This window comes from Rhodococcus sp. USK13 (assembly GCF_018343855.1).
GTDB lineage: Bacteria > Actinomycetota > Actinomycetes > Mycobacteriales > Mycobacteriaceae > Rhodococcus_F > Rhodococcus_F oxybenzonivorans.
This window is the reverse complement of the sequence record NZ_CP069242.1, coordinates 4,121,171-4,143,460: the sequence shown is the minus strand read 5'-3', so window position 1 is coordinate 4,143,460 and position 22,290 is coordinate 4,121,171. Positions and strand designations below refer to the sequence as shown.

The following is a 22,290-nucleotide window of genomic DNA, read 5'->3' as shown; positions in this document are numbered from 1 at the left end:
GAGACGAAAAATAGGTATACCCACGGGCCATCCGGCCGATGTGGCGTAGCCGCACCCGGTGGCAGTCTGTGACTTGTCACACACGCGTCACCCGGCGGCTTCCGGAACCGCGTCGATTGCAGGAGAGGTCCCGCACCATGAAGGCAGAACCGCTTACCTGCGGTGACTATGTCACCGCGACGTTCGCTCGCGACTTCGTCGCGGAGGGATTCGACTATGACACCGTCGAGCGAATCCATTCCGGCGACCTCGACGAATGGACGTTCGCACTCGCCCAATCGGGGCTGTTCACCAACCGCGTGGTCGCGCACGCCCGGCAGGCGTGGCAGGACGATCCGCGATCCCTTCTCGACAGCCTCCTGGCCGACGCGGACGAGATGACAGTCAAGCGTTACGACGTCGTCTGGCAAGCCCTGACCCGGACCGCCCAGTTCGGCACTTCCGGGGTCGCCGCCGAATATGCGTGATCGACGTCCTGCCCCCCGAACAGTCCACATCGCCCACTGAACAGACCACAGCGAAGAACGAGAACCATGACCGTCAACACCTACCCCACCGCCGAGACGATCCGATTGGGCGTACGCGGTCACGAATGCCGTTACTGCGGCCAAACCGTCAGCGCAGACGGCAACCGCTTCCGACATACCGCGACGGGGCAGTACCGGTGCGAACCGGCAAAGCGGGCGTCGTACGAGAAGTCCCTGTCCGACAGTCTTATTCGAAGCTGAATTCGACCTTTCCGGACCGGCCGGCGTCACAATTTCTCTGACACCGATCGCCCCTTCGCTGCGATGAGCACCACCGCGACGACTACCGTGACCACCACCAGGTAGGCGGCCCACATCAGGAGGAAGGGTTGCAGCCATCCGTTGTCGGTCGTCTGCCCCCGTTCTCCCACGCAGTACAGGGTGACATTGGTGGACCGACCGTCCCCGGTGGAATAGGTATCCGACACGACGACCGCGTCGTGTCCGGGCTGTTCGCAGAACACAGGCGCAAGGTAGACGGCTTGTCCCGGCCAGATCAGCGAAGAGATCAGGGTGAGGAAGCCGACGCTCACCGTAATGCCGATTCCCCACAACAGGAGCGGCTTGGCCGCACGGCGCTTCCGAGGTTGTGGATCTACACCCAGTTCCACCGGCTCGGTCATAGCGGATGCACCCCGACCACCGCTCCGTCGGCATCGAACACGACCACCGACCGCGACCGCGGCGACTCGACCATCGCTGTCGGCGAAATTCCGCCAGCCCTGGTCACCGAGATGCCGACTACCTGACCGCCCTCGAGACCGCTGCGGGAGAGGGCTTCGTCTACCAGATGCTCGACTCGACCCAATGCCGGAACGTCGTCGAGGGTGAATGCGCGCGCATCCAGGTCTTCCAGCGCAGAGACCACCACTGGACCGGGCTCACTCACATTCTCACCATCGAAGGTGTACTGGTCGAGCTGATCGGGGTTCGCCGGATCGCGGACGGTGACAGCCAACTGCTCGACCGGCGCGATGTCCAGATTTGTCACCTGCACTTCTGCGACGCCGTAGCGAACGGCGAGCGCTGCTAAACCGTCGCCGACGAGGGCCGAGGTCATACCCCCGCCCCGGGCTCGCATATCCGCGTCGAATTCAGCACGGTCGACAGCTCCGATACATGCCGTGGCGCCGAAGACCACAGCCACCCCCATCGATGACCACACCGACACACGCAACACTGGCGAACGCAGCAGCGGCGGGGTCTTCATTGCATGAGACTATCCACGTCACGGACTTCTCAGGTGGTCCGGCGCGCGGTCAGGTGTCGGATGTTCTTTCCACCGAGATCCTCATAGTGGCTCTGCATCGAGTCGATCAGCACTGCGAACACGCGGTGGGCAGCAGCCAGGTCGGCATCGGGGACGTCCCGCAGGGCACGCGCCGTGCGCTGTCCGAGTGGGGCGAAGAACTCGCGGGCTACTTCCAGCCCGTGGTCGTCGTAACGCAGGATGACTTTCCGGCGGTCCGACGGGTCTGCCTCCCGCCGAATATGCCCTGACGACAGCATGCGCTCCACCAGATAGGTCACCGCCGCCGACGACAGCCCGAGCAGGCTCCCCAGTTCCCCGGCGGTCAGCGGCGTGCCATTGGTGTCGGCGACCATGACGTGCATCAGCGCCTGGAAGTCGTTGGGGCTGAGATCGTGCAGCGCACCGAAAGTGCGTCCGATCTGCTCCGACGCCACGGTCATCGCGCGGACATCTGCCGAAATGTCTGCTTCCAGTCTCGCTCTCGCGTCGGGACGAGCACTGTCCGGCATGTCGTCTGTCATCTCTAGGCCCTCTCAGCGGTCGGCCGACAGCCTATCCTCTCCACTTCTCTCAGTTGCTTAACTATTCAGTTTCTGAAATATTCGAACGGTGAACACCGATGGGCATGCACCGACAGAACACCGTTCTCTCGCTATCCGGGATCGACTCGCCTCCGCCGTGACCGGACAGCGGTCGTGGGCAGTGGCCCTCACCGTCCTTGTCTTGGCCGGCGCCTTCATGGCGCTCGTCGGTGGCAACGACGCCGCGGGACAGTCACCGGCCTCCCTGCCCGCGTCTGCGGAATCGGCCGAGGTGGACGGCCTCCTCACCGACTTTCCCGAATCGGGGGTGACACCGGCGATTCTCGTCGGCAGTCGTGCCGACGGCGGCGTGTTGACCGACGCAGACCTCGCCGCGTTCGACGCGGCTCGGAACCGGATGCTCGGTGTCGACCGCACCCTCGAACCGAGCCCAGGACCGGCACTCATCCCGTCACCGGACGGCAGAGCGGTGATCGGACAGGTTCCCGCCGATTCGGAACTCTCAGGTTTCGCGTTGAACGATCGCGTCGCCGAACTGCGGGCGGCGGCCACCGACTCGCTACCGCCGGGGCTTTTGGCGCAGGTGACGGGAGGTCCGGCATTCGGCGCTGACATCGCCGACTCGTTCTCGGGCGCGAATGTCACGTTGCTCGCGGTCACTGCGCTTGTCGTCGCGGTCCTGCTGATCGTCACCTACCGCTCACCGATCCTCTGGCTCGTGCCACTCGCCGTGGTCGGCTTCGCCGATCGGGTTGCGTCGACCGTCGGTACTGCCGTGGCCGAACTGACCGGGCTGACCTTCGACGGGTCGACGTCCGGCATCACGAGCGTGCTGGTTTTCGGTGCCGGAACTAACTACGCGCTACTCCTCATCTCCCGCTACCGGGAGGAACTCCGCGCGGAGCCGGACCACCGGGTCGCCTTGCGCCACGCCGTGCGCCGGGCCGGACCGGCGATCGTCGCGTCCAATGTCACTGTGGTACTTGCCCTACTGACCCTGCTGTTGGCGACCATTCCCAGTACCCGCAGCCTGGGTGTGCTCGCGGCCGCCGGCCTGCTGGTAGCGCTCATCTTCGTGCTGCTGGTCCTCCCGCCCGCTCTCGCACTCAGCGGAAAGCGATTGTTCTGGCCGTTCGTGCCCCGTGTGGGCGACCCGGACAACACCACGCACGGCGCCTGGTTCCGGGTCGCCTCCGCGGTAGCACGACACCCGCGACGCACCGCAACTGTGTCGATTATGGCGCTCGGGGTCTGTGCGGCGGGGTTGATCGGCACCCACGTCGGGCTGTCCCAAACCGAACAGTTCCGGGTCGCAGCGGAATCGGTCGACGGCTTGGACACTCTCGCTGCTCATTTTCCGTCCGGGCTCTCCGACCCCACCACCGTGGTCGCCCGCACGGAAGCGACCGACGCCGTACAGCGGGTTCTCGCCGACGCCGAAGGGGTCGTGTCGGCGAGCGAGGCCGGCCGGTCGAGCACCGGTTTGATGCGATGGGCCGTCGTACTCGACGCACCACCTGCAACGGAGGAGTCCTTCGCGACCATCGACACCATCAGGGCAGCCTTGGCCGACATCGGCGGTGCGGATGCGCTCGTCGGTGGCAGCGACGCCCAGGCGCTGGACAAGCGGGACGCCGCCCTCCGGGACCAGGTGATCGTCATTCCGGCGATCCTTCTCGTGGTCCTGGCCGTGCTCGTAGTGCTCCTGCGGGCCGTGGTCGCACCCCTGGTCCTCGTCGGGACGACGGTACTCAGCGCGGTCGCGGCGCTCGGGCTGGGCAGCTGGGTGAGCACGCGCATCTTCGGGTTCCCTGCGCTCGACGACACCGTTCCGCTGTTCGCGTTCCTGTTCCTCGTGGCCCTCGGCGTCGACTACAGCATCTTCCTCGTCACCCGGGCGCGGGAGGAAACACCGGGGCGGGGCACGCGGGCCGCGATCGTGCGGGCTGTTGCCGCGACCGGCGGCGTCATCACCAGTGCCGGAATAGTACTCGCCGCCGTGTTCGCCGTCCTCGGTGTGCTGCCGCTGATCACACTGACCCAGCTGGGCATCGTCGTCGGGCTCGGCATCCTCCTCGACACGTTCGTGGTGCGAACACTCGTCATCCCGGCGCTGTTCACGCTCGTCGGGGACGCGGTGTGGTGGCCGAACCGCCAGGCCACCTCGACGCTCGACTCACGGGGCGAAGCAAGGAGCGCGGTTCCGTCAGAAATCTGAGCGTTCGCAGACCGGTCAGGAATCGAGAAGCGTCTCATCGCGGGCCGCATTAACGTCACTCACATGAACATCACCATTCACTCGGCCTTCCTTCCGCACACCGACCACGAGGCCTCGCTGGCCTTCTACCGCGACATCCTCGGGTTCGAAGTCCGCAAAGACGTGGGTTACAACGGGATGCACTGGATCACCGTGGGACACCCGGACCAGCCCGGTACCTCCCTCGTTCTGCACCCACCGGCGGCCGATCCCGGGATCACCGACGAGGAGCGCCGCACCATCACCGAGATGATGGCCAAGGGGACCTACGCCATCCTCACATTGGCCACCCCCGACCTGGACGCAACCTTCGCCCAGCTCGCGGCGAGCGACACCGAAATCGTCCAGGAGCCGATCGACCAGCCGTACGGCATCCGTGACTGCGCCGTCCGCGATCCCGCAGGAAACCTCATCCGCATCAACGAGATCAAGGAGGAGCGCTGACATGATCACCATCAATAGTCTCACCCTCGACACTCCCGAGCCCACCGCCGCGAAGGCCTTCCACACCGCACTCGGCGTCGATGCCCACATCACTGCCCGGGACGCGGACGCACCGACCACCGGCTTCCGCGGTTTCACTCTCTCACTCGTCGTGTCCCAGCCGAACATCGTCGACGCCTACATCCAGGCCGCCCTCGACAACGGCGGCGCCACGATCTCACCGGCCAAGAAGAGCCTCTGGGGGTATGGCGGCGTCGTACAGGGCCCCGACGGCGCCCTGTGGAAAGTCGCGACGTCGTCGAAGAAGAACAAGGGACCGGCCACCCGGCACTTCGAGGACCTCGTGCTGCTCCTCGGAGTCGGAGATGTCAAAGCCGGCAAGCAGTTCTACCTCGACCACGGTCTGGAAGTGACGAGAAGCTTCGGACGCAAGTACGTCGAGTTCGCCACCGGTCCGAAGGTCAAGCTCGCGCTCTACGGGCGCCGCGCCCTCGCCAAGGACGCGGGCGTCTCCCCCGACGGCACCGGCGCCCATCGAATCGTCATCCGCAGCAACGCCGGCGCCTTCACCGATCCGGACGGTTTCTCCTGGGAAACCGACTGAGTCGACACGCTTTCGAGGGCAGGACCCGCCGCAGCGGCACATCACCACCGATGGCGGGCCTGTGAAAGAAGATGATCCCTCCGACGCGTCCGTGCGGGGAGTCAGCGCCCCCGCACCACTTCGAGCGCCGCGGCCTCGATCGTGTCTTCGGACAGCAGGACCTCGAGTGCGGCGTCGCCGAGGGGGATGAAGCTGTTCTCGCTCGCAACCCGGGCGAGGCGGCCGGTGAAGCCTTGGTCCACCAATGCCATGACGACGCCCTCCCCCACACCACCAGCTGCCCGGGTTTCGTCGACGACGAGGACTCGGCCGGTGGCGTTTGCCTCGCGGACGATGTCCGGCACCGGCAGCGGCGCGAGCCACCGCATGTCCACCACCCGGGTCGAGATATCGGCTCGTTCGAGGCGACGCGCCACTCGGAGGCTCATGTGGACCCCGTTCCCGAAAGTGACGATGGTCAGGTCCGTTCCCTTGCCATAGGTGCGCGCCCGCCCGATCTGTACGGAATTCCCGACGCCCTTCAGTGGATCCGGGTAGGGGGCGAGCCACTGCTCGTCGCCGTCCTCGTGCAAATCCCTGGTGTGGTACAGCGCAATCGGTTCCAAGTACACGCACACCGCACCGGCGGTGTGGGCGGCTGCAACACAGGTGTGCATCATGGCCGCGGCGTCGTCGGGCCTGGCCGGGGAGGCGATGACGATGCCGGGGATGTCACGCAACGCTGCGACGGCATTGTCGTTGTGGAAGTGCCCCCCGAATCCCTTCTGGTACCCGTAACCGGCGATACGCACCACCATGGGGTTGCGGTATTGACGATCGGAGAAGAATTGCAGGGTCGCGCCTTCACCGCGGATCTGGTCGGCGGCGTTGTGCAGGTACGCGAGGTACTGGATCTCCGGGATCGGCAGCAGCCCGGAGACTCCCGCGCCGAGTGCGAGCCCGAGAATCGCCTGTTCGTCGAGGAGGGTGTCGAAGACGCGGGCAGCCCCGACTTTCTTCATCAGCCCGCGCGTGACCCCGTAGACGCCACCCTTCCGGGCGACGTCCTCGCCGAAGATCAGCGACTCCGGGTACTCGATGAGCACGTCGAGCAGGGCACGGTTGATCGACGAGGCCAGGGTCAGTGGACCCTCTTCTTCGGGTAGCGGGCCGCCGAAGATGTGTGCGCGGCGAGCGCCTTGGGTCCGTTGCGGTTCGGCCGCCATCGCTTCGTCGAGGCCCTCCCTCAGTGGTCGCATCACCGCGGCGGGACTATCGAGTTGGGGTAGCTCGCTCACGTGCCGTGCGAGTCCGATGACTTCTGCGCGCTTCTTCTCGTAAAGCGCAAGCACCTCGTTCGGGCTGAGATGCCCGCGCTCGATCAGCAGTTGTGCAGTGCACAGCACCGGATCTCGGTCGAAGTCTGCGCTGATCTCGCCGGTGGTGCGGTAGGCGGCTTCGACGTCGGATCCGGCGTGGCCCATCAGTCTCACCGTGCGCAGATGCAGGAACGCCGGGCGCCTGTTCCTGCGGACCCAGTCGGCGGCATGCTGCGCGGTGGCGTAGGCCATCGGCAGATCCGATCCGTCGACGGTGAAGTACTCGAGCCCTTCACGGTTTCCGAAGTTGGCACCGATCCACCCTGCCGGGGTCTTGGTGCTGATCCCGATGCCGTTGTCCTCGCAGACGAACAGCAGCGGAATGGGAAGGCCCTGAAACGCCGAGTAGACGGCGGTGTTGATGGCGCCGATCGCGGTCGAGTGGTTGACCGAGGCATCTCCGAAACTGCACACTGCGATCGCATCGTCAGGCCAGGGTGAGGGGGCGTGTAGCTTGGCGGCGCGCGCGAGGGAGAAGGCAACGCCGACCGCACGCGGCAGATGAGATGCGATCGTCGAGGTCTGGGGGATGATATTGAGGTCGTGGCGACCGAACACCTTGTGCCGGCCACCCGACATCGGTTCCTCGGCGGCGGCGACGACGCCGAGAAGCACATCGCGCAGCGGGTCGCTGCCCTGCACTTGCCGGGCGCGCTCGAGGAAGAACGCACCGGAGCGGTAGTGCAGCAAAGCCGGATCGGTGAGACGGAGGGCGCGGGCCACGACGGCGTTTCCCTCGTGCCCGGATGAGCCGATCGTGTAGAAGCCCTTACCTTTCGAGCGTAACCAGCGCGCCGCGAGATCGAGATGACGGCTGCCCAATTGCGAATCGAACAAGTCCAGAATCTCCTGCACAGAAAGGCTCGACTGCGCCTCCACGGCTCCGTCGCGATCACGTACCCCCGCCCGTACTCCGCCTACCATCTCGGCGATGGTGGTGGTGAAGTAGTCATCGATCTGTTCGGCCATGTATCCGGCTCCTGATAGGCAGGTCATCCTCGTCCGCAGGGCGGTCTAACAGGACGCGTGTCCCCTCACCAGGGTATGCATCTCACGGGTGCCTTCACGCGTCATTGCCGATGATCCGCGTTGCACACGCATCGTGCCTCGCCCCAGATGTGGTCTTGTCCGCCGCGGACAAAACCTGGCGAGAACTCGAGCCTCGCGGAATATTTCGGAGCACCGCCCCCGCGCATAGTGTCGTGAATCACACGGCAACGAAGGGGATCGAAACAGTGTCCGACATCGGCTATTTCACCTGGGACCTCGCGACCGCACACGGCGACGCACCGTGCCTGCGCGACGACCACAGCGACCTCACGTACCGGCAGTTCGCCGATCGGGTGGATGCGTTCGCGGCGCAACTGAGCGAACGAGGGGTCCGCGAGGGTGACGTCGTCGCAGTGATGCTGCCGAACCGGGTGGAGCTGCTCGTCGTCCTCATGGCGGCGTGGCGGCTGGGTGCGGCCGCGACACCGGTCAACCCCACCTTCACCGCCGCCGAAGCGGAGTACCAGATCACCGACGCCGACGCTGCGCTGGTCGTGAACGAGGGACCGGACGCTCCGAGCGCCGGTCGTCCGTCTATTGCGGTCGACGAGATGCACGCATCCCTGCCTGCGGGGCCGGCCCCGGACTTCCGCCCGACGGGGAGCGACGTCGCGCTACTGATCTACACGTCGGGGTCGACGGGACGACCCAAGGGCGTCATGCTCACTCACGACAACCTTCAGTTCATGAGTTCATCGCTGGCCGAGCATCTTTCGCTCACCCGCGATGACCACTGCCTGCTCATCCTGCCGTTGTTCCACGTCAACGCGATCTGCGTCAGCTTCCTCGCGCCGATGCTGGCCGGAGGGCAACTCAGTGTCACCGGACGGTTTTCCCCGGCCCGGTTCTTCGACGACGTGGCCCGGTTGCGGCCGACCTATTTCTCCGCGGTCCCGACGATCTACGCACTACTCGTCTCCCAACCCGATGAAGTTGTCACCGACACGTCGTCGTTACGGTTCGGGGTCTGCGGAGCCGCGCCGATCTCCAAGGAATTGCTCGACCGCGCCGAGCAGCGCTTCGGCCTGGTGATCGTCGAAGGATACGGGCTCACCGAGGGCACCTGCGCGTCGGCGTGCAACCCACCCGGCGGCGTCCGCAAACTCGGCACAGTCGGGCCCGCACTGCCCGGGCAGACCCTCGCGATCATGGACGAGTCCGGCGTTCTGCTCCCACCGGGAGCCGTCGGCGAGATCGTCATCCGCGGCGCCAACGTGATGCACGGCTACCTGAGGCGTCCCGAGGAGACACACCGGACCGTTGTCGACGGCTGGCTCCACACGGGCGACGTCGGGCGACTCGACGAGGACGGCTACCTCACCCTCGTCGACCGGATCAAGGACATGATCATCCGGGGCGGCGAGAACATCTACCCCAAGGAGATCGAGAACGCACTCGCCACCCACGACAGCGTCCTCGAGGCAGCCGTGGTCGGCGCACCTCACGAGGTATATGGCGAAGTACCCGTCGCCTACGTGGTCCCCTATCCCGACAGCCCCGTGACCGACGGACAGCTCACCGACCACCTCCGTGAGCGGCTCACGAAAGTCAAACTGCCCGTCGCTATACACGTCGTCGACGCCTTGCCCCGCAACCCCGTCGGCAAAATCGACAAACCCGGACTGCGCAGCCGGCACCGGCTGCCCACCACTGCTCGCGGCTGAGCAACCGCTCTCACCGCCACCACAGCACCCGTCGCAACTCGGCCCACACCCGAGGCAATGACCCCTACCCCCGCCCGCCCTATCCAGGAGACTTCCGATGGGATTCACAACCGGGAACTTTCCCGAAGTAGACCCCGCAACATTCCTCGACCGTCCCTTCTTCGACCGCATCCGCGCCATGTCGACGCACTGGGTCGACTACGGCTTCGGCACCCCGAAGATGGTGCACACCATCTACATTCTGAAACTGCTGGTCCTCTACATCGGCGCCGGACTGTCCATCGCCACATTCACCTCCGGCTACAACGTGCTCGACATCGGCGCGTGGTGGAACGCACCGATCGTGTACCAGAAGCTCATCCTGTGGACGCTGCTGATCGAGACCATCGGCCTGGGCGGTTCCTGGGGGCCACTCGCCGGCCACTTCAAGCCGATGATGGGTGGCGCTCTGTTCTGGCTCCGGCCGGGCACCATCCGCCTCCCACCCTGGCCGGGGAAGGTGCCACTGACTGCCGGCGACTCTCGCACCGTCTTCGACGTTCTCGTCTACGCCGCGATCTTGGTCAATATCGTCCTCGCGCTCGTGCTCACCGGTGTCCACACACCGTCCATCGACGCGGCACTGCCCGGTAATCACGGCCTGGTGAACCCCACGCTCTTGTTGCCTCTGATCGCACTACTCGTCGTGATCGGGTTGCGCGACAAGGTCATCTTCATCGCCGCCCGCGGCGAGCAGTATTTCCCGGCCGTCGTCTTCTTCGGTGTTCTTCCGTTCGTCGACATGATCGTCGCGCTCAAGCTGCTCATCGTGTCGGTGTGGGTCGGCGCCGGCATGTCGAAGCTGGGCCACCACTTCTCGATGGTGGTGCCCCCGATGCTGTCCAACACTCCCTGGTTGCCGTCGAAGGCGATCAAGCGCGCCCATTACCGCAGCTTCCCGAACGACCTGCGGCCGTCCATCGTCGCCGGTGGTGTCGCCCACGTCCTGGGCACCGTCGTCGAGGTGGTGACGCCACTGGTGTTGCTGTTCAATACAAATGGAACCGTTACCCTGCTCGCTGTTGCACTGATGGTCGCGTTCCACCTGTTCATCCTGTCGACGTTCCCGCTCGCAGTGCCCCTCGAATGGAACCTGTTGTTCGCCTACGCGGCAGTCTTCCTGTTCCTCGGATTCCCCAACGCCGCAGGTTACGGGCTGGGTGACTTCTCCTCACCGCTACTGCTCGCCGCGATCATCGCCGCGCTGGTGTTCTTCCCGATCCTCGGCAATCTGCGCCCCGACCTCGTCTCGTTCCTGCCCTCGATGCGGCAGTACGCCGGCAACTGGGCCTCGGCCACCTGGGCGTTCGCGCCGGGCGCGGAAGACAAGCTCGACCAGTTCATCAAGCGCCCCAGCCAGAACACCCGGACCCAGCTACTCGAAACGTACCCGCCCGAGGTCGCCGACGTCGTGATGCACCAACTGCTGGGCTGGCGGTCGATGCACAGCCAGGGCCGCGCCCTGCTGTCACTGATGAGTCGCCATCTCGGCGACGACATCGACACCTACTCGCTGCGCGAGGCCGAGTTCAGTTGTAACTCGCTGGTGGCCTTCAACTTCGGTGACGGACACCTCCACAACGAGCACCTCATCGCGGCCATTCAGCGGCGCTGCAACTTCGCGCCCGGCGAGTTCCTGATCGCATGGATCGAATCGCAGCCCATCCACAAGGGCGTCCAAGAGTACAAGGTGATCGACGCCGCCCTCGGCGTCATCGAACGCGGAACCTACAAGGTGTCCGACGCCATCGCCGAGCAGCCTTGGCTGCCGAACGGTCCTATCCCGTTCGACGTGAAGTGGACGTTGGATATCGACGCCGACCGGGAATTTACGGATCCCGAAACCTTGTCGGAACCGAGAATGCGCAGCAAGCACGCTAATTCGTCCCGTCAGAGTGACGAAGGCACCGGAGTGCGGCAGTGAGCACAGCGGTCGTGGTCGGCAGCGGGCCCAACGGGCTCGCTGCCGCGGTCCACCTCGCCCGGCATGGGGTCGAGGTCCAGGTCCTCGAGTCGGCCGACACCATCGGCGGCGGTACCCGTTCGAGCGAACTCACCCTTCCGGGGCTTCTGCACGACGAGTGCTCCGCGTTCCACCCCATGGGAGCGGGGTCGCCGTACCTGCAGACGCTCGACCTCGAACGCTACGGCCTGAGCTGGAAGTGGGCCGACGTCGACTGCGCGCATCCCCTCGACAGCGGACAAGCAGGGCTTCTGCACCGTTCCGTCGACGCGACAGCCGCCGGCCTCGGGGCCGACGGGCGTCGCTGGCAGCGGATGTTCGGGGGCCTCGCCGATGGATTCGACGATCTCGCCACCGACCTGATGCGGCCGATCGCGAACGTCCCGCGACACCCCCTGAAGCTCGCGAGCTTCGGGCCCCGGGCATTGCTGCCCGCGACCGCCACCGCCCGCTGGTGGCGCACCGAGAAGGGCCGGGCACTGTTCGGGGGCGTGGCCGCGCACGCGTACTACCGGCTCGACCGCCCCGCCACGTCCGCGGTCGGGTTGATGATCGTGGCCGCCGGCCACCGTTACGGCTGGCCGGTCGCCGAGGGCGGATCCCGGTCCATCACGACCGCGCTCGCCGCGATGCTCACCGATTGGGGAGGCAAGATCACCACGGGCACCCGAGTCCGCAGCGTCCGCGATTTCCCGCCCGCGGACGTCGTCCTGCTCGACGTTGCCCCGTCCGCCGCAGTCGACATCCTCGGCGACCGGCTGCCGTCCCGGGTCGCCAAGGCCTACCGCCGCTACCGCCACGGCCCGGCAGCGTTCAAGGTCGACTTCGCCATCGAAGGCGGCGTTCCCTGGACGAACCCCGACTGCGCACTGGCCGGAACCGTCCACCTGGGTGGCACGTTCGCGGAGATCGCCGACGCCGAACGTGACGTCGCGACGGGCCGGATGCCGACGCGCCCGTTCGTCCTCGTCGGCCAGCAGTACCTCGCCGATCCCGGCCGGTCGAAGGGCGACCTGCATCCCCTGTACGCGTACGCGCATGTTCCGCACGGCTATTCGGGCGACGCCACCGAGGCAGTGGTCGCGCAGATCGAACGGTTCGCCCCCGGGTTCCGCGACCGTGTCGTGGCCACCGTGAGCAGCGGGCCGGTGCGGTTGGCCGCGTCGAACCCGAACTACGTCGGCGGCGACATCATCGGCGGCGCCAACACCGAGACTCAGGTGGTACTGCGACCACGGATCGCCCTCGACCCCTACAGCACCGGAGTGCCGGGCACCTATCTGTGCTCCGCGTCGACGCCGCCGGGCGCCGGCGCCCACGGAATGAGCGGATACAACGCCGCCCAATCCGCACTGCGTTATCTGCGCAGACACGGTGACGATGTGCTGTAGCCGCAGGTACGCCGCTTGAACAGGAAGGATAAGACGGTTGGAGCAGTTCGGGAGAAGTGATCACCCTGGTGCGGCGTTCCTGGAGCGACGTGGTCCGGTCGCAATCATCACTCTCAATCGACCCGAGTTGCGTAACGTCGTCGACGCGGAGGTCTCCGCCGGGGTCGGCGCGGCGATGGAAACCCTGGCTCGTTCTCCCGACCTTCGAGTCGGCATCATCACAGGCGCGGGAGGCACCTTCTGTGCTGGCGCGGATGTTGTGGCACTGACCGCCGGGCACAGTATCGACGCACCCGGACACCCGGAATGGGGCTTTGCCGGCTTCGTCCACCACGAGATCGACAAACCTCTGATTGCAGCCGTGAACGGTTCGGCCTCGGGCGGAGGCCTCGATCTCGTACTGGCGTGTAACGCCGCCATCGTCAGTTCCCACGCCACCCTCGGGCCCCGAGCAGTGCGGAGATACGAGGACTGCAATTTCCGCTCCGGTGCACTTGGCGGCAGACTTCGGTTCGAGTCGGTTTCCTTCAGAGACACGCTCCACCCGGAGACCGCCCTGCGCTGCGGAATTATCGACCGGATCGTCCATCCACACGAAGTATTGCCGGAGGCCATGCGATTGGCGCGTGCACTGGCAACGACACGTCAGACCCCGGACGGGATCGGCGCCGCAGTTCTGCGTCGCCGATCCGGCAAGGATGATCCCGGGTTGCAGCGATCGTGCGGTGCCGATGCGCACGGCCCACGATACTCACGAAGAGGAACCGACACACCATGCTGAAACGTCTCTACGCAGCGCTCCTCACGGCAGCCGGACTGTCCTGCGACGGCTACATCACTCTCGACGAGGCCGTGCGCAGTTCCGACCGCCCACCGCGGACAGGCACAGACCCGCCGACCGGGACGCAACCGGAGGTCGATACGCCCTCGAAGTGAAGCGGGACCACCTGCCCCTGGCATCACAGCCCACCCACGTGGCCACCCTTCGCCTGATCCGGTGTCAGGACAGCAGGTCCCAACCATTGGCACACGAGCAAGGCGAGTTCGACGGATAGGCGGTCCCGAGTGAAATCCTCCCCCCGCTCCTCCGCGGCGCGCTTCACCCGATACTTCACTGAGTTGTAGTGCAAGTCGAGAACTTTCGCGGCCGCAACATTGCTGAGATTGTTCGCGAGGTAGACCTGCACGGTCTCGCGCAGGCGGGCCGCGTTCTCGTTGTCCGCCGCCAGGCCGCGCAAGACGCTCTGTACCCACGTCCGGGTAGCCGCGGGGTCCTCGGTGAGCATCGCGACGGTCGACACTCCTGGTTCGTCGTATGCGATCGCGACGGGGGCATTTTTTCCCGCAGCGATGGCAAGCGCTCGTGCGCGTTGGGCGCGCGCGTGGGACTGCCTGAATCCTTCTGGTCCGGAGGTTATTCCACCGACGGCCACAACTAGCTCCGAATGACGGTCGTGAAGGAATTCGCGCAGCTCAATGTAATCTCGCCGGGGAGCCGATCGGGTACCGAGGGGGACCCATACCCATCCAGTGACGCGGTCCGCCGCCACGAACAGTGGATCGGTCACTGCCCCCATGAACCCGGAGAAGTCGTGTGCAGCCGATTCGATCTTGGCCAGCATGTCTCCTGCACCGGCATCGGGGGCCCAAATGATCGCCGCCAGGTGATTTTGAATCAGGACGTAGTTGAGGGCAGCGCTGGCCCCTGCATCCGGTTGTTCGTTGCCCGCCAATATTTCCTGAACTCGGACGGCACGCACGCTACTCTGGTGGGCCAACCACCGTTCCCGTTCACGCTCGTAGACTGCGACCACCTGCTGCGACACCCTGTCGATGTACACGGACATCACGGTGATGATGCGCTCGAGCACCGGAACGCCCAGTTCCGGCTCAACCGTTTCCCCACCCAACTCGTCGAAGACCAGCTTGAGGAGATTGGTCTGTCCGAGTCGATATGCGCGTACGAGCGCGTTGACCGGAACCCCCTGTTGAGCGAGACGTCTCGCGTACTCCATCGCCGCGGCCGGCGCCTCCAGATTTTCCGGCGCGATGTTGTGCTGCAGCGTGTGAAAGATGGTGTCGAGGTTTCCTTCGACACTCGCCCCGAGCAGTTCGAGCAACTGTCGATCGGCACGCAAGTCGGGAATTTCGGTGTACAACACGTCGGTGATGTCTGCCGTCAGCGACACCAACCGCCGGTTGAGCGAGCTTGCTATTCTTGCGACCAACAGCGCGGTGCGCTCGTCGTGTGAAGCCATGCGAAGACAATAGAGCAGTTGCCTCCCACGCATGACGATTCGCCGCGAAAGCCATTACCAACGTCCCCACCTGCACCTTTCTATCCAGCCGGGAGTCACGGCCCTCACCCGTTCGACACGAGTTTGTCCGATGAGAACAAACCGCGCCACATTCTTGATTCTTCGCGGACGTGGTCATCATCACAGGACTTCCCTACCGTGAAGGGCGCTCGGCCGCAGCCCCAACCATGAAGGGATCACGATGAACGACAAGCGCTTCCGCGGGAGAACCGCCGTCATGTCCGGAGGAAGTCGCGGCATCGGACTTGCTATCGCAAGGGCGATCGCGAGCCGCGGCGGAAACATCGTCCTGCTCGCCAAGACCGATACCCCTGACCCCCGACTACCCGGAACGGTTCACACCGCCGTCGCGGAACTGGCCGAGTTGGGTGGACACGCTGTCCCGGTGGTGGGCGACGTCCGCAACGCCGACGATATCGCCCGAGTCGTCGATTCTGCCCGCGACAACTTCGGCGGCATCGACATCGTCGTCAACAATGCGAGCGTGCTGGACATCTCGAAGACCGAGGCGCTGCCCCTGAAGCGGTTCGATTTGATGCAACAAGTCAACGTGCGCGGCACTTTCGCGCTGACCCAGGCGTGTCTTCCGTACCTGCGGAAATCTTCGAACCCACACGTACTGACGCTCTCACCGCCGCTCAACATGTCGAAATACTGGCTGGGCGCCCACCCGGGCTACATGCTGGCCAAGTATGGGATGACGCTGGCCGCGTTGGGTATCGCGGCTGAACACGCGGATATGTCCTTCTCCAGCAACTGCCTGTGGCCGCAGACAATGATCGCGACAGCAGCGGTCGGGAACCTACTCGGCGGATCCGACAGCCTGCGACACTCACGCTCCCCCGAAATCATGGCCGACGCTGCAATCGAACTACTCGGCCGTCCCGCGGGCACCGACAACGGTCGCACAGTCCTCGACGTCGAAGTGCTCACCGAAGCCGGTGTCACCGACTTCACGAAGTATGGCGGAAACGCTCCGCTGACCATCGACATCTTCGTCGACGAGCCCGGGATCTCCGATAGCTCGGAGCCGTTCCACCGCACCTCCCCGGCCAGCCCGCGGACCAGTAGTTTCGCGTGACATCGGCCCTTTCGTCGGGTCGAGGAGATCGACATCGAGGTCGCGTTCACCAGCGACATCGCTGAACACGGACCCGCACCGCAACCCCGAATCCTCGAGGGCCGGAACCAGATCGCCCACGTCACCGCTAGCCTGGTCGTTCGCCCGCTCAACGGCCGAGCGCGGCCGCGGAAATGGGGAGTCCCACCGCCACGAGACAGTCGCAGACATCAGCCGGGGTGCCGAGTGGATTGCGCCGGGGCGGCGGCGGTCGCGCTACCGCCTGATGGACCAGCACCCCGTCGAGGTGGAACAGATCCATCACGAATTCGTCCGAATGCTTGGCGTCGATACACCGCTGAGTCGTGAGAAGTTGGATGCGAGCAGCCAACTATGTGAGACTCCCCATTTAGTCAACTAGATTGATCAATGTGGTTGTACGCTTTGCTCATGATCACCGAACAGGCCACGGCGCAAGTCCTGCGGGAAGCGCTGCGCCCAATTTGGCGGCAGCTCGCAACCGGCAGAACGATCTCCGTCGGCAAGATAGGTGTGCTCAGCTATCTGTCGAAGTACGGACGAACGTCCGCCTCGACACTCGCCACGGCCGAAAAGATCAGCCCCCAAGCAATCGCAACGACAGTGCGCGAACTCGAAAATCTCGGCCTGATCGTGCGCACCCCCGACGAGCAGGATCGACGCCGAATCTGGATCGAGCTCACCGATGCCGGTCACGAGAGGCTGGCGCAAGAGCGGTCACAAGGCCTGGAGTGGCTCGAACACGCCATCGCGGAAAGGCTGACCGTCGAGGAGAGAAAGACCCTCGACGCCATGGTTCCGATTCTGCGCAAGTTGGTGGACGATGCCCCCGTCGACTGAGTCCACAACGCGTGCCCGGTTACTGCCGGCCCTGGCGTATGCCGCCCTGACGACCGCGGTCGTCAGTTCACTCGGCATGCTGCTGGTGCCCACCATCTCCCACGACATGCACGTCGAGGTGAGCACCGGCCAATGGATGCTCACCGTCAACCTCCTGGTCGGGGCGGTCGCAACACCGATCATGGGACGGCTGAGCGACGGCCCCCACAAGAAGCGCCTGCTCCTGTTCTCCCTGACCACGATCCTCGTCGGTTCGATCGTCGCGGCCGCGGCTCCCAACTTCACTGTCTTCCTGGTCGGGCGCGCCTTGCAGGGACTCACCTACGGGATCGTTCCGGTGACGATCGCTCTGGCCCGCCGCTATCTTCCCGAAAATCAGGCCCGGCTCGGCATCTCCAGCCTGTCGGTAACGGTCACAACTGGCCTGGGACTCGGGTACCCCCTGACCGGCATCCTCGCCGACCTTCTCGGGTTCCGTTTCGCCTTCTGGTTCGCGGCGCTATTCCTGATCACCACCATCCTCGTCGTCTGGCGTGTCGTTCCAGCAGGCCCCGACGAGCGGGCACCACGCAACACACTCGACGTCCCGGGCGCTCTGCTGGTCGGCACCGGACTCGCGTCCCTACTCGTCGCCGTCAGCGAAGGCTCCCGGTGGGGCTGGGGCTCACCATGGACCATCGGATTCTTCGCCGGTGCGGCCACACTGCTGACAGCGTGGTCCCTCGTCGAACTGCGCACCCCGCACCCGCTGATCAACCTCCGAGTCCTCCGCAACGGTGACGTTCTGGTCGCGAACAGCACCGCGATCGGCCTCGGCGCCGCGATGTACATCGGACTCTCGATCGGCAGCCTCATCGCCCAGGCGCCCGCCTCCACCGGATACGGCATTGCGCTGCCCCTGTTCTGGGCCGGATTCGTGATGCTTCCCCTGTCGGTCGCAAGTTTCGGCGCGAACCGGCTCGTGCGCGCCCTCTCGCACCGGATACGCATGAGGACTCTCCTGCTCGTCGGCGCCGGGCTCGTGACGGCCTCGAGCGCGCTTCTCTGGGTCGCCCACGACGCGTTGTGGGAAATCCTGATCGGTATGTTCGGGTTCGGACTGGGGATGGGCATGACCTACGGGGCGATGCCGGCCCTGATCGCCCGCAGCGTGGCCGACACCGAACTCGGCAGCGCCGTGAGCTTCAACCAGGTGCTGCGCACCGTCGGCGGCTCGTTCGGCAGCGCCCTCGCGGGCGCGGTGCTCGCCGCGAACCTGGCACCGGACCTACTTCCCACCGAAGGCGGGATCAAACTCGCCCTTGCCGTAGGTGCGATCGGGTGCGCGGTCGTCTTCGCCGCACTCCTCGTCAATCACGTGATGTCGCGTCCGCCGACTCCGACATCGGAGCCGGCGGAGCGCCATTCCAGTCGCCTTTAGACCCCTTCGACGATGGCAGCCATTCCCTGCCCGCCACCGATGCACATCGTGACGAGCGCCTTGCCGCCGCCGCGCCGCCGCAGTTCATGCAGCGCGGTGGTCGTCATTCGCGCTCCCGTCGCGCCGATCGGGTGTCCGAGCGAGATCCCGGACCCGTTGACGTTCAGTCGGTCCCGGTCCTCGAATCCCCATTCCTTCAGCACGCCGAGCACCTGGCACGCGAATGCCTCGTTCAGCTCGATCAGCGTGAAGTCGTCGAAGCTCGCGCCGGTCCTGCGAAACAGCTTGGACGTGGCCGCGACCGGTCCGAGGCCCATCAGCGCAGGTTCGCACCCGGCGGCGGCCCACCCGGTGAGGAAACCCATCGGCTCGAGCCCGAGTTCGTCGAGTTGATCCTCGGCCACGACGAGCATCGACGACGCCGCGTCGTTCTGCTGGCTCGCGTTGCCCGCGGTGACGACACCGTCCGGGAGCGCGCTGCGCAGCCGTGCCAGCGTCTCGGGCGTAGTTTCCGGGCGGATACCCTCGTCGCGGGCCACGACAGAGACATTGCCCTTGCGGTCGGTGATCTTGACCTCGATCACCTCATCGTCGAACTTGCCTGCCTCCCAGGCGGCGTGGGCCTTGGCGTGGCTTTCGGCGGCGAACGCGTCCGACTCCTCACGGCCGATTCCACACTGTGTTGCGACGTTCTCGGCGGTCTCGATCATGCCGCTGATCTTCCCGAACCGCCATTCCGGCTGGGAGCGTTCCCGCCCGCGGTCGAGGCGGTCGTACAGGTTCAGCGATCCGGCGCGGGTCCCCCAGCGGGCCCCGGTGGTGTAGTGCTCGATATTGCTCATCGACTCGACACCGCCCGCTAGCACGACGTCGGCTGCGCCGGTCTGCACCATCATCGACGCGGTCACGAGGGCCTGCAGGCCCGTGCCGCACCGGCGGTCGGTCTGCAGTCCGGCGACGGAAATCGGCAGTCCTGCTTCGAGGGCGGCCCACCGGCCGATGCACGGGGCCTCGGAGTTGGCGTACGACTGGCCCATCACCACGTCTTCGATGAGGATCGGGTCGATCCCGGACCGCGCCACGGTCTCCTTGATCACGGTGGCGGCCAACGTCTCTGCCGGGACGTCGCGCAGTGCGCCGCCGAAACGGCCGACCGCGGTGCGGACCGGGGCGACCAGTGCTGCTCTTCGCATGTGACTTTTCCTTGTCTCGGGGAACCAGGGCCCCACAGATCACTTGTGTACGGGTTCAGAGTGCTTTCTTGGCTTCGCGGACGAGGCCGCCGCCGATGATCAGACGCTGGATCTCGCTGGTGCCCTCGTAGAGGCGAAGCAAGCGGATGTCCCGATAGATGCGTTCGACCGCAACACCTCTCATGTATCCGCTACCACCATGGACCTGCACCGCGAGGTCGGCGACATTGCCGGCCATTTCCGTGCAGTACAACTTCGCCACGGACGGGGCGATACGACGGTCCTCACCGCTGACGTACTTCTGTGCCGCCTCCCGCACCAGCGCGCGGCCCGCGGACACACCCACCTGCTGGTCGGCGAGCATGGCCTGCACCAGCTGGAAGTCGCCGATCGGAGTGCCTCCCTGCTTCGTGACCGCCGCGAACGACACGGACTCGTCGAGCGCGCGCTGTGCACTGCCGACGGCGAGGGCCGCGATGTGCACCCGGCCCCGGGCAAGGGAGGTCATGGCGGCCCGGTAGCCAGCCTCTTCACTACCGCCGACCAGGGCGGATCCGGGGACGGTGACGTCGTCGAATGCCACCTCTGCCGTCCAGGCACCCTCCTGGCCCATCTTCTTGTCTTTCGGACCGACCACGACACCGGCGGTGTCGGCCGGAACGAGGAACACCGCGATCCCGGTGCCGGTCTCGTCGGCGGGACGGGTGCGGGCAAACACGACGAACAGATCGGCCAACGGTGCGTTGGTGATGAACCGCTTGGTGCCGTTGATCGTCCACGTGCCATCTGTCAGGACGGCGCGGGTGGTCAGGCCCGCCGGGTTCGACCCTGCCTCCGCTTCGGTCAGTGCGAACGACGCGACCACGTCACCCGACGCGATCCGCTCGAGCCATTCCGACTTCTGCTCGTCCGTACCGAAGTTCACCAGCACCTGACCGGCGATCCCGTTGTTGGTGCCGAACATCGACCGCAATGCCAGGCTCGTGTACCCGAACTCCATGGCCAGTTCCACGTCCTGTGTGAGGTCGAGTCCGAGCCCGCCCCACTGCTGCGGGATGGCGTACCCGAACAGACCCATCTCCGCCGCTTTACGGCGAACGTCATCCGGGATCACATCTTTGTCCGCGATTTCACTTTCTCTCGGAATTACTTCCTTCTGAATGAATGTTCTCGTCTGCGCGAGAATGTCCTTGAAGTCTTCATCACTCACTTCGCGTTCAGCCATGAAGGTGAATATCCAGCAATCCCGACCCTGGTGTCAAGTACGGACCACGCGCGAAAACGTGCTGTACAGAGGCCCTTCGATCCATAGGAAGGGGTTAACTCTCGGTTTCCCGGACCGTCTTTGACCACAGCGGATAAAAGCGCTTGAATATGTAGCAGCCTCCGGGCGAATTACTCGTCTCAGACGATTCGCGAACGACAATTTTTATCTAGTGAGACGAGACTCGACATTCCCGGACAGCTTCCGGATCCACGGCGGTGGCGGCTACTCCGAGTTGGGTCGCCTCATGCGAGAGGCACCGTTCCTTCTCATCGGTGAGGGCACCAACCCCGTACACCTACAAACTTAGGGAAACACATGACACTCCTCGAGGGGCGGGTCGCGGTCGTCACCGGCGCGGCTCAGGGCATCGGTTTCGAGATGGCCCGCAAGTTCGCGAGCGAGGGCGCCTCGGTCGTTCTCGGCGACATGCACGCCGAGAACGTCAAGGCCGCCGCCGGAAAGCTGGAGGCCGACGGCTTCCAGGCCGTCGCCGTCGCCTGTGACGTGACGGAGCCGGATCAGATGCAGAACCTGGGAAAGACGGCGCTCGACGCGTTCGGCGGAATGGACGTGTGGGTCAACAATGCCGGCATCACCCGCGACGCGACGCTGCGCAAGATGACGCTCGCCGATTTCCGCTCCGTCATCGACGTGCACCTCCAGGGCGCGTGGCTGGGCACCCAGATCGCGTCGATCGCAATGCGGGAGGCCGGCAAGGGGTCGATCGTGAACATCTCGTCGATCTCGGGCAAGGTCGGCCTGGTCGGACAGACCAACTACAGCGCCGCGAAGGCCGGCATGGTGGGTCTGACCAAGGCAGCCGCGAAAGAACTCGCCCACCTCGGAGTCCGGGTCAACGCGATTCAGCCCGGAGTGGTGAATACCGACATGATCCGCGCCTTGCGCGCCGACATCCTCGAAGCGAAGCTCAGGGAGGTTCCGATGGGACGCGGCGCCGAACCTGAAGAGATCGCCAACGTCGCATTGTTCCTGGCCTCCGATCTGTCCAGCTACATGACCGGCACCGTTCTCGAAGTCACCGGCGGGCGCCACATCTGACAA

General features: G+C 65.4%; 21 protein-coding genes. 13 read left to right on the top strand and 8 right to left on the bottom strand.

The features are described 5' to 3' along the window. Positions 1 to 137 precede the first annotated feature (137 nt). Positions 138 to 467, top strand: a complete 330-nt coding sequence (locus JQT59_RS21610) for a hypothetical protein (protein WP_109330336.1) — start codon at positions 138 to 140, stop codon at positions 465 to 467. Positions 468 to 754: 287 nt separating this feature from the next. Here the strand turns inward: JQT59_RS21610 and JQT59_RS21605 are convergent, their stop codons facing one another. From JQT59_RS21605 to JQT59_RS21595, 3 genes are read right to left on the bottom strand one after another with little or no spacing between them, the layout of a single operon-like run. Then, a complete protein-coding gene (locus JQT59_RS21605) occupies positions 755 to 1,150 on the bottom strand; it encodes a hypothetical protein (protein ID WP_213571941.1) in 396 nt (131 codons plus the stop codon). Then, positions 1,147 to 1,737: a hypothetical protein gene (locus tag JQT59_RS21600; protein ID WP_213571940.1), complete on the bottom strand. Its 591-nt coding sequence runs from the start codon at positions 1,735 to 1,737 to the stop codon at positions 1,147 to 1,149. Before JQT59_RS21600 ends, JQT59_RS21605 begins: the two co-directional genes overlap by 4 nt. 29 nt (positions 1,738 to 1,766) lie before the next feature. Continuing rightward, positions 1,767 to 2,300: a MarR family winged helix-turn-helix transcriptional regulator gene (locus JQT59_RS21595; RefSeq protein ID WP_244373330.1), complete on the bottom strand. Its 534-nt coding sequence runs from the start codon at positions 2,298 to 2,300 to the stop codon at positions 1,767 to 1,769. A gap of 157 nt (positions 2,301 to 2,457) precedes the next feature. Between JQT59_RS21595 and JQT59_RS21590 the strand changes: the two genes are divergently transcribed. The 3 genes from JQT59_RS21590 to JQT59_RS21580 all read left to right on the top strand — a co-directional run bounded on the left by JQT59_RS21590 (position 2,458) and on the right by JQT59_RS21580 (position 5,626). Beyond that, entirely contained in the window at positions 2,458 to 4,539 is a 2,082-nt protein-coding gene (locus tag JQT59_RS21590) for an MMPL family transporter (RefSeq protein ID WP_249353717.1), read from the top strand. 63 nt (positions 4,540 to 4,602) lie between these two features. Beyond that, a complete protein-coding gene (locus tag JQT59_RS21585; protein WP_159922739.1) occupies positions 4,603 to 5,022 on the top strand; it encodes a VOC family protein in 420 nt (139 codons plus the stop codon). A gap of 1 nt (position 5,023) precedes the next feature. Further along, positions 5,024 to 5,626 (top strand): VOC family protein, encoded by a 603-nt coding sequence (locus JQT59_RS21580; RefSeq protein WP_213571939.1) that lies wholly within the window; start codon positions 5,024 to 5,026, stop codon positions 5,624 to 5,626. A gap of 101 nt (positions 5,627 to 5,727) precedes the next feature. On the opposite strand, the gene JQT59_RS21575 is transcribed toward JQT59_RS21580, so the two are convergent. Then, entirely contained in the window at positions 5,728 to 7,953 is a 2,226-nt protein-coding gene (locus JQT59_RS21575; RefSeq protein ID WP_213571938.1) for a thiamine pyrophosphate-dependent enzyme, read from the bottom strand. A gap of 266 nt (positions 7,954 to 8,219) precedes the next feature. On the opposite strand from JQT59_RS21575, the gene JQT59_RS21570 reads away from it, so the two are divergent. The 5 genes from JQT59_RS21570 (at position 8,220) to JQT59_RS21550 (ending at position 14,027) form a co-directional block, all read left to right on the top strand. Next, a complete protein-coding gene (locus JQT59_RS21570) occupies positions 8,220 to 9,698 on the top strand; it encodes a class I adenylate-forming enzyme family protein (protein WP_213577950.1) in 1,479 nt (492 codons plus the stop codon). Positions 9,699 to 9,795: 97 nt separating this feature from the next. Next, on the top strand, positions 9,796 to 11,661 hold the full coding sequence (locus tag JQT59_RS21565; RefSeq protein WP_213571937.1) for a DUF3556 domain-containing protein: 1,866 nt from the start codon (positions 9,796 to 9,798) through the stop codon (positions 11,659 to 11,661). Continuing rightward, positions 11,658 to 13,091 (top strand): phytoene desaturase family protein, encoded by a 1,434-nt coding sequence (locus JQT59_RS21560; RefSeq protein WP_213571936.1) that lies wholly within the window; start codon positions 11,658 to 11,660, stop codon positions 13,089 to 13,091. The genes JQT59_RS21565 and JQT59_RS21560 overlap by 4 nt, the downstream gene beginning before the upstream one ends. A 37-nt stretch (positions 13,092 to 13,128) precedes the next feature. After that, on the top strand, positions 13,129 to 13,872 hold the full coding sequence (locus JQT59_RS21555; RefSeq protein WP_213571935.1) for an enoyl-CoA hydratase-related protein: 744 nt from the start codon (positions 13,129 to 13,131) through the stop codon (positions 13,870 to 13,872). After that, positions 13,866 to 14,027, top strand: a complete 162-nt coding sequence (locus JQT59_RS21550; protein WP_213571934.1) for a hypothetical protein — start codon at positions 13,866 to 13,868, stop codon at positions 14,025 to 14,027. Before JQT59_RS21555 ends, JQT59_RS21550 begins: the two co-directional genes overlap by 7 nt. Positions 14,028 to 14,050: 23 nt before the next feature. On the opposite strand, the gene JQT59_RS21545 is transcribed toward JQT59_RS21550, so the two are convergent. Beyond that, a complete protein-coding gene (locus tag JQT59_RS21545; RefSeq protein WP_213571933.1) occupies positions 14,051 to 15,349 on the bottom strand; it encodes a PucR family transcriptional regulator in 1,299 nt (432 codons plus the stop codon). Positions 15,350 to 15,590: 241 nt separating this feature from the next. Between JQT59_RS21545 and JQT59_RS21540 the strand changes: the two genes are divergently transcribed. After that, complete coding sequence (locus tag JQT59_RS21540) at positions 15,591 to 16,490, top strand: SDR family oxidoreductase (protein WP_249353715.1); 900 nt, start codon at positions 15,591 to 15,593, stop codon at positions 16,488 to 16,490. Positions 16,491 to 16,638: 148 nt separating this feature from the next. Here the strand turns inward: JQT59_RS21540 and JQT59_RS21535 are convergent, their stop codons facing one another. After that, positions 16,639 to 16,860, bottom strand: a complete 222-nt coding sequence (locus JQT59_RS21535) for a VapC50 family PIN domain-containing toxin (RefSeq protein WP_213571932.1) — start codon at positions 16,858 to 16,860, stop codon at positions 16,639 to 16,641. A gap of 59 nt (positions 16,861 to 16,919) precedes the next feature. On the opposite strand from JQT59_RS21535, the gene JQT59_RS21530 reads away from it, so the two are divergent. Together JQT59_RS21530 and JQT59_RS21525 are read left to right on the top strand one after the other, a co-directional pair. Continuing rightward, positions 16,920 to 17,348 (top strand): MarR family winged helix-turn-helix transcriptional regulator, encoded by a 429-nt coding sequence (locus JQT59_RS21530; protein ID WP_213571931.1) that lies wholly within the window; start codon positions 16,920 to 16,922, stop codon positions 17,346 to 17,348. Next, positions 17,332 to 18,768: an MFS transporter gene (locus tag JQT59_RS21525; protein ID WP_213571930.1), complete on the top strand. Its 1,437-nt coding sequence runs from the start codon at positions 17,332 to 17,334 to the stop codon at positions 18,766 to 18,768. The genes JQT59_RS21530 and JQT59_RS21525 overlap by 17 nt, the downstream gene beginning before the upstream one ends. Here the strand turns inward: JQT59_RS21525 and JQT59_RS21520 are convergent. Together JQT59_RS21520 and JQT59_RS21515 are read right to left on the bottom strand one after the other, a co-directional pair. Next, positions 18,765 to 19,961 carry an acetyl-CoA C-acetyltransferase gene (locus JQT59_RS21520; protein WP_213571929.1) on the bottom strand — a complete coding sequence of 399 codons (1,197 nt, stop codon included), beginning with the start codon at positions 19,959 to 19,961 and terminating at the stop codon, positions 18,765 to 18,767. The two genes, JQT59_RS21525 and JQT59_RS21520, sit on opposite strands and share 4 nt — an antisense overlap. A gap of 55 nt (positions 19,962 to 20,016) precedes the next feature. After that, positions 20,017 to 21,186, bottom strand: a complete 1,170-nt coding sequence (locus JQT59_RS21515; RefSeq protein ID WP_213571928.1) for an acyl-CoA dehydrogenase family protein — start codon at positions 21,184 to 21,186, stop codon at positions 20,017 to 20,019. 357 nt (positions 21,187 to 21,543) lie between these two features. Here JQT59_RS21515 and fabG point away from each other — a divergent pair, with 357 nt between their 5' ends. Continuing rightward, complete coding sequence (gene fabG / locus JQT59_RS21510; RefSeq protein ID WP_213571927.1) at positions 21,544 to 22,287, top strand: 3-oxoacyl-ACP reductase FabG; 744 nt, start codon at positions 21,544 to 21,546, stop codon at positions 22,285 to 22,287. Positions 22,288 to 22,290: the final 3 nt, after the last annotated feature.